Origin of the sequence: Flavobacterium sp. H122 (assembly GCF_004959765.1) — a bacterium.
Classification (GTDB): domain Bacteria; phylum Bacteroidota; class Bacteroidia; order Flavobacteriales; family Flavobacteriaceae; genus Flavobacterium.
In genome coordinates this window covers 105,628-118,975 of sequence record NZ_SJZD01000005.1, presented here as the reverse complement: position 1 = coordinate 118,975, position 13,348 = coordinate 105,628, and the positions used below count along the sequence as shown (strand labels likewise).

At 35.0% G+C, this 13,348-nt stretch carries 17 protein-coding genes; 14 read left to right on the top strand and 3 right to left on the bottom strand.

Annotated elements, in window-relative coordinates; translation table 11 throughout:
* Positions 1-35 precede the first annotated feature (35 nt).
* The gene (locus tag EZM65_RS09190; RefSeq protein ID WP_136668261.1) at positions 36-365 is read right to left on the bottom strand and encodes a septum formation initiator family protein; all 330 of its coding nucleotides are present in this window, start codon (positions 363-365) and stop codon (positions 36-38) included.
* A 75-nt stretch (positions 366-440) separates the two neighbouring features.
* Entirely contained in the window at positions 441-1,049 is a 609-nt protein-coding gene (gene udk, locus EZM65_RS09185) for a uridine kinase (protein WP_136668260.1), read from the bottom strand.
* 116 nt (positions 1,050-1,165) lie between these two features.
* Here udk and EZM65_RS09180 point away from each other — a divergent pair, with 116 nt between their 5' ends.
* Complete coding sequence (locus EZM65_RS09180; RefSeq protein WP_136668259.1) at positions 1,166-1,777, top strand: hypothetical protein; 612 nt, start codon at positions 1,166-1,168, stop codon at positions 1,775-1,777.
* A 33-nt stretch (positions 1,778-1,810) separates the two neighbouring features.
* Here the strand turns inward: EZM65_RS09180 and EZM65_RS09175 are convergent, their stop codons facing one another.
* The gene (locus EZM65_RS09175; protein ID WP_136668258.1) at positions 1,811-3,073 is read right to left on the bottom strand and encodes an NAD(P)/FAD-dependent oxidoreductase; all 1,263 of its coding nucleotides are present in this window, start codon (positions 3,071-3,073) and stop codon (positions 1,811-1,813) included.
* Between the two features lie 121 nt (positions 3,074-3,194).
* Between EZM65_RS09175 and hutH the strand changes: the two genes are divergently transcribed.
* The 13 genes from hutH to EZM65_RS09110 all read left to right on the top strand — a co-directional run bounded on the left by hutH (position 3,195) and on the right by EZM65_RS09110 (position 13,346).
* Positions 3,195-4,712 carry a histidine ammonia-lyase gene (gene hutH, locus EZM65_RS09170; RefSeq protein ID WP_136668257.1) on the top strand — a complete coding sequence of 506 codons (1,518 nt, stop codon included), beginning with the start codon at positions 3,195-3,197 and terminating at the stop codon, positions 4,710-4,712.
* Positions 4,713-4,728: 16 nt separating this feature from the next.
* Positions 4,729-5,496: a WG repeat-containing protein gene (locus EZM65_RS09165; RefSeq protein WP_136668256.1), complete on the top strand. Its 768-nt coding sequence runs from the start codon at positions 4,729-4,731 to the stop codon at positions 5,494-5,496.
* On the top strand, positions 5,439-5,870 hold the full coding sequence (locus tag EZM65_RS09160) for a WG repeat-containing protein (protein WP_169051684.1): 432 nt from the start codon (positions 5,439-5,441) through the stop codon (positions 5,868-5,870). Before EZM65_RS09165 ends, EZM65_RS09160 begins: the two co-directional genes overlap by 58 nt.
* A gap of 25 nt (positions 5,871-5,895) precedes the next feature.
* Positions 5,896-6,627 carry a 3-oxoacyl-ACP reductase FabG gene (gene fabG / locus EZM65_RS09155; RefSeq protein WP_136668254.1) on the top strand — a complete coding sequence of 244 codons (732 nt, stop codon included), beginning with the start codon at positions 5,896-5,898 and terminating at the stop codon, positions 6,625-6,627.
* A 17-nt stretch (positions 6,628-6,644) separates the two neighbouring features.
* Positions 6,645-7,865: a beta-ketoacyl synthase gene (locus tag EZM65_RS09150; RefSeq protein WP_136668253.1), complete on the top strand. Its 1,221-nt coding sequence runs from the start codon at positions 6,645-6,647 to the stop codon at positions 7,863-7,865.
* Positions 7,866-7,873: 8 nt separating this feature from the next.
* Entirely contained in the window at positions 7,874-8,125 is a 252-nt protein-coding gene (locus tag EZM65_RS09145) for an acyl carrier protein (RefSeq protein WP_136668252.1), read from the top strand.
* Between the two features lie 5 nt (positions 8,126-8,130).
* On the top strand, positions 8,131-9,012 hold the full coding sequence (locus tag EZM65_RS09140; protein WP_136668251.1) for a lipid A biosynthesis acyltransferase: 882 nt from the start codon (positions 8,131-8,133) through the stop codon (positions 9,010-9,012).
* Between the two features lie 5 nt (positions 9,013-9,017).
* Entirely contained in the window at positions 9,018-9,920 is a 903-nt protein-coding gene (locus tag EZM65_RS09135) for a dialkylrecorsinol condensing enzyme DarA (RefSeq protein WP_136668250.1), read from the top strand.
* A 7-nt stretch (positions 9,921-9,927) separates the two neighbouring features.
* Positions 9,928-11,061, top strand: a complete 1,134-nt coding sequence (locus tag EZM65_RS09130; protein ID WP_136668249.1) for a beta-ketoacyl-ACP synthase III — start codon at positions 9,928-9,930, stop codon at positions 11,059-11,061.
* Complete coding sequence (locus EZM65_RS09125; RefSeq protein WP_136668248.1) at positions 11,061-11,495, top strand: hypothetical protein; 435 nt, start codon at positions 11,061-11,063, stop codon at positions 11,493-11,495. Before EZM65_RS09130 ends, EZM65_RS09125 begins: the two co-directional genes overlap by 1 nt.
* Before the next feature lie 3 nt (positions 11,496-11,498).
* Entirely contained in the window at positions 11,499-11,957 is a 459-nt protein-coding gene (locus EZM65_RS09120; protein WP_136668247.1) for an ABC transporter permease, read from the top strand.
* Positions 11,957-12,361: a hypothetical protein gene (locus tag EZM65_RS09115; protein ID WP_136668246.1), complete on the top strand. Its 405-nt coding sequence runs from the start codon at positions 11,957-11,959 to the stop codon at positions 12,359-12,361. The genes EZM65_RS09120 and EZM65_RS09115 overlap by 1 nt, the downstream gene beginning before the upstream one ends.
* Entirely contained in the window at positions 12,351-13,346 is a 996-nt protein-coding gene (locus tag EZM65_RS09110; protein WP_136668245.1) for a BtrH N-terminal domain-containing protein, read from the top strand. The genes EZM65_RS09115 and EZM65_RS09110 overlap by 11 nt, the downstream gene beginning before the upstream one ends.
* Positions 13,347-13,348: the final 2 nt, after the last annotated feature.

Here is a 13,348-nt window from a genome sequence, read left to right as displayed (position 1 = left end):
TGGTAAAACTGTTTACTGTAACTGTAAACTGAATACTATTGTATAGTATCTCCTTCAAATTCGATGATGTAAATATCTTCGTTTTCGCGTTTCATATAATATTTTTCACGCGCGTATTTTTCTGTTTCTGCAGGATTTTTGAGTTTTTTGATCTGCTCTTTGTCCTTTTCAATTTCTTCTTTGTAATATTCCTTATTATCCTCCAATTCTTCTATCTCTTTGTTTAAAAGACGATGGTCCAGATAAGAATAGTTGTCTAAAAATAACATCCAAACAATAAAAAAAGCAGTAACCAGAAAGTACTTGTCACTTACAATTTGAAACCAGGATTTTCCCTGAATTATTTTTTTGAGTGGATTTACCATTTAAACTAAAAATTACATGTACTTATTTGGAATTGCCTGTTAAAAATGAAATAGGCTTTTAAAAATAATAAATATTTATGATATACGCTGATTAATTACGGCACGTACCACATCAATTGCCACAGTATTGTATTTGTCATTTGGAATGATAATATCTGCGTGTGCTTTTGAAGGTTCGATAAATTGCTCGTGCATAGGTTTTAAAGTAGTTTGATAACGGTTTAAAACTTCTTCCATGTCACGTCCACGTTCAGCAATGTCACGTTTTAAGCGACGGATAAGTCTTTCGTCAGAATCGGCATGAACAAAAATTTTAATATCAAACATGTCGCGAAGCTCAGGATTTGTTAAAATCAAGATCCCTTCTACTATCATTACTTTACGTGGTAAGGTATGAATGGTGTCTCCGGTACGGTTGTGTTTTACAAATGAATAAACAGGCTGATCGATAGCTTTTCCTTCTTTTAAATCTTTTAAATGCTGTACAAGAAGTTCGAAATCAATAGAACGGGGATGGTCAAAATTGATTTTTGTACGTTCGTCCAAACTTAAATCATTAGTTTGTTTGTAATAATGATCCTGTGAAATGATACCTACCTCAGTTTCTGGTAATTCGTTCATTATTTGATGAACAACAGTTGTTTTGCCAGATCCTGTTCCTCCTGCAATGCCTATAATTAACATAATTGAATTATTTATGACTGCAAAAATAGGCATTATGGATTTATTTTTTGTAGTGCTGTTAATTATTCATAAAAAAAATAATACTTTTATTACTTGAACTAACTAAATATTAAAAAATGAAGAAAATTGCAGTTTTAGCGTTACTGTTTGTAACATCTTTTGCTTTTGCTCAAAAAATTAAAGTTGAGAAAGGAGACTTTAAAGCATTAAAAGGTCAGACCGAAGTAAATGTTGTATTTGATTACAGTAAATTACAACTTATGAAAGAAAATTTGACTGAAGCCCAGTATATTGAAAACAGAGCTAAAGAACTTAACGAAAAAAATAAAGGAAACGGTGAAGTTTGGAAAAAGAAATGGAGTGGTGCTAAAGATGGAATCTGGAGTCCTAAGTTTTTGGAAATTGCAAATGTAGTTTCAACAAAAGAAAAAACCGGAATTTCATTTCAGGAAGGTTTAAATTCCGCAAAATATACAATAATTGTGGAAGCTGTTTGGATTTACCCGGGATGGGATGTTGCGATGATGAAACAACCGGCAAAAGTTACAACCCGTATTAAATTAGTTGAAACAGCAAATAAAGGGAATGTTCTTGGTGAAGTTTTCAGTGAAAATGCACCCGGAGATCAATGGGGAAGTAATTTTAGCAACGAATCAAGAATTGGGGAAGGTTTTGCTAAAACTGCAAAGACTTTTGTGGCTAAAATTGTAGCTAAAGACGTTAAGTAATACTTTTGATGTATTTACAATAAAAAACCCATCTTAAAAAGATGGGTTTTTTATTGTCTGCTCTTTTTCCATATTCAGCATGTGGGCCATATTTCTAATCACATTGTCATGTTTTTTGACAAAAGGATTTTCCTGATCCCAAACATAACCTGCTAACACAGCACAAATTTTTCTTTTTACATCCGGGTTTTCCGGCTGGTGGAAGAATAAAGTCTGTAAGTTTCCGGTGTACCACTCTTTAACATAAGTTGTAAACACACCTATACCGCTGCGCATGTATTCAGTAAATTCAACTTCCCAGTCAATTTTTTCTCCCTGTAACTGACGGTGTATTAATTTAGCCGAAAGCATTCCTGATTCAGTAGCAAAAGCAACTCCTGAGGAAAAAACAGGATCCAAAAATTCTGAGCTGTTTCCCGTTAATGCAAATCCGTCACCGTACATTTTTTTAACTGAACGTGAATAGTTTTCCAGTTTTACCGGTTCAAACAGAAATTCAACCCCTCCAAAACGCTTAATATAATAATCAGAAAGCTGAATTGCATTTTTTAAAGCCTCAGCGTTGTCCTTGTTTGTGGACAGTGAATTTATAAAACTAGTTGGGCCTACAACTCCTAAGCTGGTATTTCCGTTTGAGAAAGGAATAACCCATAGCCATACTTCGGTTTCTAATATGTCGAATGAAATAAGTGTGCCTTCTTCTCCTTCCGGTCTGTTAATATCTTTTACATGTGTAAATATTGAAGAATGGGGGTCTAATTTCGAAGGAGTGTCTAAATCAAGTAATCTTGGTAAAACCCTGCCGTAGCCGCTTGAGTCTATAATAAATTTGGCATGGATTTCTTTCAGATTGCCGTCTTTGTCTTTTACCGTAGTGATAGAATCACTTCCATTGAATTCTACAGCAAGAACTTCACTTTCAAATTCCAGATCAATTCCTTTTCTGATTACTTCCTGAGCCAAAGTATTGTCAAAATCTGCTCTGGGTACCTGCCATGTCCAGTCCCAGCCTTCCGAAAATTTATTGCTGAAATCAAAAACACAAATTTCCTCGCCACGGATAAAACGGGCCCCTAATTTTTTCTCAAAATTCATTGCGTCCAAAGCATGAAACAGGCCTGCTTCGTAAAAATGGTCCATAACTCTGGGAATAAGGCTTTCACCTACAACAAGACGGGGGAATTTAGTTTTTTCAACCACCTTGACTTTTACGTTGTTGTTATGGAGATAAGAAGCTGAAACGCATCCTGAAGGACCGGCGCCTATTACTAAAACATCTATAAATTCTTGTGTCATATTTTTCTTTTTTCTTCTTAAGAATGTATTACCTTTGGAGCCACCAAAAATAAATACATATTTTTTGAAATTAAAATAAAATTGCCTATTTAATATTCTTGTAGGTAAAAACATTAAATTAATGAGTACGATTAACGAATTTTTAAGTTTAAAAGATTTTACATCAATAGTTTTTGATAACAATAAAGTTGATGTAAGTGATGCGGTAATTAATAGAGTTGAAGAAAGCTTTAATTTCCTTAAAGAATTTTCGGGAAATAAAGTTATTTATGGAGTTAATACCGGTTTTGGTCCTATGGCCCAGTACCGTATTAAGGATGAAGACAGATTGCAGTTACAGTATAACTTAATAAGAAGTCACTCGTCAGGAACAGGGAAACCTTTAAGTCCGATATATGTTAAATCGGCAATTTTAGCCAGATTAAATACATTGTCATTGGGTAATTCCGGTGTGCATCCTTCATTGATCCATTTAATGAAAGAATTTATAAACCGTGATATTACTCCATTAATCTTTGAGCACGGTGGTGTTGGGGCAAGTGGTGATTTGGTGCAGCTGGCACATTTAGCGCTTACTTTGATTGGTGAAGGGGAAGTTTTTTATAAAGGAGAAAGGAGAAGCACTAAAGAAGTTTTTGAAATTGAAGGTCTTCAGCCTATAAATGTAGAAATAAGAGAAGGACTTGCATTAATGAACGGTACTTCTGTAATGACAGGTATCGGTATAGTTAATGTATATAATGCAGAAAAGGTCTTGGATTGGTCAGTTAAAATATCGTGTGCCATAAATGAACTGGTACAGGCATATGACGATCATTTATCAGAAGAATTAAACGGTGTCAAGCATCATTTCGGGCAGCAGGAGATTGCCAGAAAAATGAGAAATCACCTAGCCGATAGTTCTTTGGTAAGAAAAAGAGAAGATCATTTGTATTCAGGAGATAATACTGAAGATGTTTTTAAAGAAAAAGTTCAGGAGTATTATTCATTACGATGTGTGCCTCAAATTTTAGGCCCTGTTTTGGATACCATAAACGGAGTTGCAAAAGTCTTGGAGAACGAGATTAATTCTGCTAATGATAATCCTATTATTGATGTGAAAAACAAGCATGTGTATCATGGTGGTAATTTTCATGGAGATTACATTTCTTTAGAAATGGACAAATTGAAAATTGTTGTGGCTAAACTGACAATGCTTGCTGAAAGACAGTTGAATTATTTGTTGAATTCTAAAATTAATGAAATTTTGCCTCCTTTTGTAAATTTAGGAACTTTAGGATTTAATTTCGGTATGCAGGGAGTTCAGTTTACAGCTGTTTCAACAACTGCGGAGTCACAAACTTTGTCTAATCCTATGTATGTGCATAGTATTCCTAATAATAATGATAATCAGGATATCGTCAGTATGGGAACGAATGCTGCGGTTATGGCCGGAAAAGTGGTTGAAAACGCTTTTGAGGTTTTGGCTATTGAATTAATCACTGTTGTTCAGGCTATAGATGCATTAGGATTTAAAAATGAAGTGTCTTCGACAACAAAATCAATTTATGATGAAGTTCGAAAAATTGTACCTGAATTTAAAGAAGATATGGTGATGTACCCTTTTGTACAGAAAGTGAAAGATTATTTGATGGCTTAATTTTTGATTGTTTAAAATGAAAAATATATTTTTCTTATTTGTTTTATTTAACGGCTCATTTTTTGCACAGGAATTTGCATTGGTCAGGGATAAAGGTAAAGCAGGTTTTTTAGATCGGGAAGGAAATTTTTTTAAAGAAATTCAGTTTGAAGATGCCAGAAGCTTTTCAGAAGGCTATGCAGGTGTATTGATAGATAATAAATGGGGTTTTATAAATTTGAAGGGAGAACTGGAGATAAAACCTCAGTTTGACAGAGTCAAATATTTTAACAACGGCATTTGTGTTGTTTTGGTGAATAAAGAGTGGTTTTATATCAATTCAAAAGGCGAAAGAATAGGTGTGCCGCCTTCGGAAAAAGTTTTTGATTTTGAAGAAGGTGTGGCTTTTATAAGACAAAATGCTAAAATAGGTCTTATCAACACTAATATGGAAGTAATTGTAACACCAAAATATGATGTGATCCGCTCTTTTTATCAGGGATTTGCCAAAGTGAAAATTGGCGAAAAATGGGGAATAATAAATACGAAAGGTGAAGAGATAGTTCCTGTTGATTATGATGAAATAGGCGATTATTCAACGAATGTAACCTGGGCAAGAAACGGAAAGCAGTTTGGAGTTGTTAAAGATGGCGTTTTTAAAGTTTTGGAAGGTGTAGATAAAATTTTCGATTTTGACGGACAGGGTTGGACTGTGGCGAAAAAAAATGGAGATTTTGGATTTNGACTGTGGCGAAAAAAAATGGAGATTTTGGATTTATTGATACTGAAGGTAATTGGAAAATAGCCCCTCAGTTCAGTAAATTAAAAAGATTTTCCGAAGGATTGGCACCTGCAAAAAAAGGCGGGGGCTGGGGTTATATCGATGCATCAGGCAAATGGATTATTGAACCGCAGTTTGAAGATGCAGAATGTTTTAATGCTGAAGGATTGGCACCGGTAAGAAAAATGATGTGGGGTTATATAGATAGAACAGGTAAAAATGTTATTGCCTGTAAATTTGAAATTTCACCTGAATTTGGTAATGTTTCCTCGAAAGATAAAAATTTCAAAAATGGTTTGGCCAGGGTGAAATACACTAATAAATGGGGTTTCCTTAAAAAAGACGGAACAGTTTTGTCAGCCAAATGGTATGACAACGCTGAATTGTTTTCTAAATAATTGAATTAAAAGAATATATACTAATATGAAATGTGCTTTAGTAACAGGCGGTTCCCGGGGAATTGGAAGCGCAGTCTGTCAAAAATTAGCTGAAGATAAAAATTACCATATCCTGATCAACTATCAGGGTAATCAGGAAGCTGCTGAAAATACTTTGGAAAAAGTTAAAGAATTTGGAGCTACCGGTGAAATTATTAAATTTAACGTCGCTGATGCTGAGGATGTTAAAAATTCTTTGACGGCATGGCAGGATGCAAATCCGGATGCTGTTGTTGAAGTTATTGTAAATAATGCAGGGATTACCCGTGACGGTTTGTTTATGTGGATGTCGCATGAAGATTGGAATAATGTTATTAATACCAGCCTTAACGGATTTTTCAATGTAACGAGTTTTTTTATGCAGAAAATGCTGCGTAATAAATACGGAAGAATTATAAATATGGTTTCAGTTTCCGGTGTAAAAGGAACTGCAGGCCAGACAAATTACTCGGCGGCAAAAGGAGCTGTTGTGGCAGCAACTAAAGCACTGGCTCAGGAAGTTGCAAAAAGAAATATTACTGTAAATGCTGTAGCACCGGGTTTTATCAGAACGGATATGACAGGGGATCTGGATGAAAAAGAATTAGTGAAACTAATTCCGGCAAATCGTTTTGGTGAAGCACAGGAAGTAGCTGATTTAGTAGGTTTTCTGGCTTCTAAAAAAGCAGGCTATATAACAGGAGAGATTATTAATATAAACGGTGGGATTTATTCATAAAATTACTTTTTTGAAGAATGGATAGGAGAGTGGTTATAACCGGGATGGGGATTTATTCTTGTATTGGTACTTCGTTGGACGAGGTGAAAAATTCGCTTTATGAAGGAAAGTCAGGAATTATTTTTGATGAGGAAAGAAAAGGTTTTGGTTTTCGTTCGGCTTTAACCGGAAGTGTTCCCAGACCTGATTTAAAAAGTCTGCTAAACCGAAGACAACGTATCAGCATAGGTGAAGAAACAGAATATGCCTATATGGCTACTATTGAAGCATTAAAAAATGCTAAAATAGAAGACAGCTTCTTTGATGAAAACGAAGTAGGTATTATTTATGGGAACGACAGCGTTTCACTTGCAGTTATAGAGGCTACAGATATTATCCGGGATAAAAAAGATACAGCTTTGATAGGTTCCGGAGCTATTTTCAAATCGATGAATTCCACAGTAACTATGAATTTATCGACTGTTTTCAGACTGAAAGGTGTAAATCTTACAATCAGTGCCGCTTGTGCCAGTGGATCACACTCGGTAGGTTTGGGATTTCATCTGATCAAAAGCGGACTTCAAGATATGATTATCTGCGGCGGAGCCCAGGAAATCAATAAGTATGCTATGGCAAGTTTTGACGGTCTTGGTGTTTTTTCCACAGATGAACAAAATCCGACAAATGCTTCACGTCCTTTCGATGCTTCCCGTAACGGATTAGTTCCTTCAGGCGGGGGAGCAACACTTATTTTGGAAAGTTATGAGTCGGCTGTTAAAAGAGGTGCTCCAATTATAGCTGAAGTGGTAGGCTACGGATTTTCATCAAACGGCGGACATATTTCAACTCCAAATGTTGATGGGCCTGCGGCAGCAATGAAAAAAGCTCTTGAACAGGCAGGCGTTGACCCAAGCCAGATAGATTATATAAATGCCCACGCTACTTCTACCCCTGTAGGTGATGCAAACGAGGCTAAGGCAATACATCAGATTTTTGGAGAATACAATACTTTGGTGAGTTCTACAAAATCGATGACGGGTCATGAATGCTGGATGGCGGGTGCAAGTGAAGTGATCTATTCCATTTTAATGATGCAGCATTCTTTCGTAGCTCCAAACATCAATTTTGAAACTCCTGACGAAGATTCTAAAAAATTAAATTTAGCTACAACTACCATAAATAAAAAAATTGACCTATTTTTGTCGAATTCTTTCGGATTTGGCGGTACAAATTCGGCATTAATAGTTAAAAAAGTCTAGTGTTTACAATGGTTAAAGAAGAAATTATTGACATTATCAACGGTTTTTTGGTTGAAGAATTTGAAGTAGATGGGGATACAATTACTCCAGAAGCAGGTCTAAAGGAAACTTTAGGGCTGGATAGTCTTGATTACGTGGATTTAGTAGTGACTATCGAAGCAAATTTTGGTGTAAAGTTAGGAGAAGCTGATTTTATCGGTATTGATACATTTCAAAAGTTTTACGATTTAATAGAAAATAAAATAAAAGCAAAGGGATAACCTAAATGAGCGAGTGGGACGGAAAATCTAAAGGAACGCTTCTAGGATATAAAATATTTGTTTTCTGTATAAAAAAGCTCGGAATCAAAGCAGCTTATTCTGTTTTGATTTTTGTAGCTTTTTATTATTTCTTATTCGAAAAGAAATCAAATCGTGCCATGTATTATTATTTTCATGACCGGTTAGGATATTCTTTTTTTAAGGCAAAATGGTGTGTGTATAAAAGCTATTTTACTTTTGGACAGACCATTATCGATAAGACAGCAATTTCAGCCGGATTGAGAAATAAATTCACCTATGAATTTGATGGTATAGAATTACTGAAAGATTTGTTGGCAGAAAAAAGAGGCGGAGTTTTAATCAGTGCGCATGTAGGCAATTTTGAAATAGCCGAACATTTTTTTGGCGAAATCGATTTGGATTGTCAGATTAATTTGGTTACTACTGACATGGAGCATTCCATTATCAAAGAATATCTCGAAAGCGTAACTAACAAATCATCCATAAAATTTATTATTGTTAAAGAAGACTTGTCTCATATTTTTGAAATAAACAGTGCTTTAGCAAATAATGAATTGATTTGTTTTACCGGTGACCGTTATTTTGAAGGCACTAAAACAATATCAGAAACGATTTTGGGTGAAGAAACCCAGTTTCCGGCCGGTCCTTTTCTGATAGCATCAAGATTAAAAGTTCCCGTGGTTTTTGTTTATGTCATGAAGGAACCTGATTTGCATTATCATTTATACGCCCGCGTAGCACAAGTGAAACAACGTGATGAAAAAGGACTTTTAAAAGCCTATACCCAAAGCGTGGAATCTATTTTAGATAAATATCCTTTACAATGGTTTAATTATTTTGATTTTTGGGGGAAATTAAAAAACTGATTTAAATGAAAAAAAACGTACTATTTCTATACTATACACAATCAGGACAGCTTGAGGATATTGTTAAAAACATAGCACTTCCTTTACTTTCTGATGAAAGTATCAATGTTACGTTTTGCGATATCAGTTTGGAGAAGCCTTTTCCGTTTCCGTGGAAAAAGGAAGTTTTTTTTAATGCCTTTCCAGAATCATTTTTACATATTCCGGCAAAAGTACTGCCTCCGTCTCAGGAAGTATTGAATCAAAAATATGATTTGATTGTTCTGGGATATCAGGTGTGGTATCTGTCGCCTTCTATTCCTGTGAATTCATTTTTAAAGAGTGAGTATGCTAAAACACTTTTTAACGGAACTCCGGTTGTAACAGTAATTGGTGCCCGTAACATGTGGGTAATGGCACAGGAAAAAATGAAGATTATCCTTAAAGAGCTTAATGCACAATTAGTGGGTAATATTGCTCTTGTTGACAGACATATCAATCATGTAAGTGTAATTACTATAGTTGAATGGATGTTTACAGGGAAAAAGGAAAAGTTCGGTATTTTTCCCAAGCCGGGGGTTTCAGATGAAGAAATCAATGGTGCTTCAAAATTCGGGAAAGTTATTCTTGACAATTTAAAAAATAATTCTTTCGGGACACTGCAGCAGAATTTAATAGCTGCTGATGCAGTCGAGATCAGACCTTTTTTAGTTGAAATGGATAAAAAAGCGAATAAAATGTTTAAAAAATGGGCAAATTTGATCATTAACAGACCTAATTCACGCCCTAAACTGCTGAAAGCATTTAATGTTTATTTATTGGTTGCAATTTGGTTAATCTCACCAATTGTATATATCTTGCACCTTTTGAAATACCCATTGGTTTTTAATAAGATTAGAAAAGAAACAACATACTTTAAAGGGGTTTAAAAATACTATGTTTGAAGTTTACATTACAAAATCAGGAAAGTTTTTGCCTAATAGGCCCATTTCTAATGACGAAATGGAATCTTTTCTTGGTTTGATAAATAATACGGCATCAAAAGCCAGAAGAATTATTTTGCGTAATAACGGTATTGTTACCCGTTACTATGCATTGGATGAAAATGGAGTACCAACACATACAAATGCAGGATTGACCAAACTGGCAATCGAACAGCTCTGTGATGATACGTTTTCTGTTGATGATATTCAGGTGCTTTCATGTGGCACATCTACGCCGGATAATTTACTGCCTTCTCATGCAGCTATGGTTCACGGATTATTGAATAATCGATCGGTAGAATTGAACTCTTCTTCAGGGGTTTGCAATGCAGGTATGAATGCTTTGAAATTCGGATACTTGTCTGTAAAATCAGGAAATACTCAAAATGCTGTTTGTACAGGATCGGAAAGAGTTTCTACCTGGATGAAATCTGAAAAATTCGAGAATGAGATAATCAATTTAAAAAATCTGGAAGAACAGCCTATTATTGCTTTCAAAAAAGATTTTTTACGTTGGATGCTTTCTGATGGTGCAGCCGCTTTTTTATTGGAAAATAAACCAAAAGGTGAAATTTCATTAAAAATTGAATGGATGGAGGCATTTTCCTATGCGCATGAACTGGAAGCATGTATGTATGCAGGTGGTGACAAACAGGAGGATGGCAGTATAAAACCATGGAGTGATTATAATGCCAATGAATGGCTGGAACAATCAGTTTTCTCTATAAAGCAGGATGTGAAGTTACTGGACCAGTATATTCTGGAAAAAGGAGCTTTGAGCATGAAAGGGGCTATGGATAAAAACAATATAACAGTAAGTGATATTGATTATTTTTTACCGCATGTTTCCTCTCATTATTTTGTAGATGGTTTGTATAGAAATCTTGCAGAAAAAGGGATTGAAGTGCCAAAAGAAAAATGGTTTATGAACCTTAAAAATGTTGGTAATGTTGGTTCAGCATCAATATATTTAATGTTGGAGGAATTGATGAATTCAGGTAAACTTAAGAAAGGCGAAAAAATTCTTTTGTCAGTTCCTGAAAGCGGAAGATTCTCATACTCTTATGCCTATTTAACAGTTTGCTGATGGGAAAAACACTACCTATTTTAGATGCCGCTTTTGTTGGGAACTTAATTCCTCAAAAATTTCCGTTTGTAATGGTTGATAAATTGCTTTCTTTTGATGAAAATCAAGTTAAAGCAGGATTAACAGTCTCTTCAGAAAATATTTTTTTTAATGAAGGAAAGTTTCAGGAATCAGGACTTATTGAGCATATGGCACAATCTGTAGCATTATTTACAGGTTACCAGTATTATTTAAAAAACGAGCCGGCACCTACAGGGTATATTGGCTCGATTAAAAGTATAGAAATTTTAGATTTACCTTCTTTAGGGAAAAATATAGAAACTACGGTTAACGTTTTACATGAGTTTATGGGAGTTACTTTAGTGGATATTTCTGCTAAAGTTGATGATAAAGAAATTGCCCGCGGGCAAATGAAAACTGTTTTAGCACAATAATGTATGGAGTTTTTACAAAATGTAATAGAAATTCAAAATTACCTGCCTCATAGAGCACCAATGCTTATGGTGGATTTTATTTTGGATCTTAATGATCATGAAGTAAAGACTGTTTTTAAAATAAAGCCGGACAATCTGTTTGCAGATGCGAATGGTTTTTCTGAGGCTGGTTTAATTGAAAATGCTGCGCAAACCTGTTCAGCTATTGTAGGACAGACTTTTTTTCTTGATGAAAATCAAAAAGTGAAGGAGGATGTTGAAGTTATTGGTTTTATCAGCGGAATTAAAAAAGCAAAAGTGTATGCGTTGCCTAAAATGGACGAAACAATTACAACCGAAGCTGTTTTACATTCACGTTTTGATGGAGAGAATTACAGTATTTGTACAATGCTGTGTAAAACCACAATGGATAAGGAATTGCTTTTAGAAGCGGAAATCAATTTATTCATCCAGGAGAAGTAATGAAAAAAGAAGAAGTACCTCAGGATAAAAGTAACCTTTCAAAAAGCAATTTGAGAGAGCTTTGTTATGCAACTGATGAAAATGGAAATTACACCACAGCTTTAAGCACCGGTTGGGAACCTAAAACAATTGCACTCGAGAATTCGATTCAGGATATTAACGAACGGATTGAGCAGGCCAAATCTGATGTAAAAAACGGTGTGGCAAGTCCAATAGTTTATTTTATGGAAGTCCATAAAATGGATTGGATAACACTGGCAGGTTATGTGGGTATGTGGACATGGAGAGTGAAACGCCATGGCAAGCCTTCGGTATTTAAAAAATTAAATGAAAAAATTCTTTCGAAATATGCTCAGGCATTCGAAATTACAATAGAAGAATTAAAGAATTATAATGGAAACTAATTTCATTCATCATCAATCTGCGCATTGCGAAAACGGAGTGGCTTCAAATTTGTTGAAGCATCACGGAATTAATATCAGTGAGCCTATGGTTTTTGGTATTGGTTCAGGATTGTTTTTCTTCTATTTGCCTTTGTTAAAAGTAAATCATGCTCCGGCTATCAGTTACAGACCTATGCCTGGCTCTATTTTTAACAAAGCGGCCAAAAGATTAGGAATAAAAGTAAAAAGAGTTAGGTTTTCGAATCCGCAGTCTGCCCAAAAGGCTTTGGAAGAAAATCTAAATAAAAATATACCTTCAGGACTGCAGGTTGGAGTTTACAATCTGACGTATTTTCCTGATGAGTACCGCTTTCATTTCAATGCCCATAATTTGGTGGTGTACGGGAAAAATGAAAATACTTTTTTAATCAGTGATCCGGTAATGGAAACGGTTACCACATTAACTGAAAATGAACTTGAAAAAGTACGTTTTGCAAAAGGAGCATTAGCACCAAAAGGGCATATGTACTACCCGACATTTATTCCTGAAAATATCAATTTGGCTTCGGCTATTAAAAAAGGGATTAAAGATACCTGCAATGCTATGCTGGCACCTATGCCTATTGTAGGTGTTGGAGGAATGCGTTTTCTGGCAAGAAGTATCAGAAAATGGCCTAAATCAAAAGGGGTAAAAGTAGCAAATCATTATTTGGCACAAATGGTCAGAATGCAGGAAGAAATAGGTACAGGAGGCGGCGGTTTCCGTTTTATTTATGCTGCTTTTTTACAGGAAGCTTCTGAGATTTTGAAAAATGACGAATTGAAAAAACTTTCTGCCGAAATGACCGGCATAGGGGATCAATGGCGTGATTTTGCCGTTAATGCAGCACGTGTTTATAAAAAAAGAAGTAATCAGGAGGATGTTTACAACAGTCTTGCAGATGAGTTGCTTCATTTATCTGATTTAGAAGAAGCATTCTTCAAAAAACTTAAAAAAGCTATTTAAAA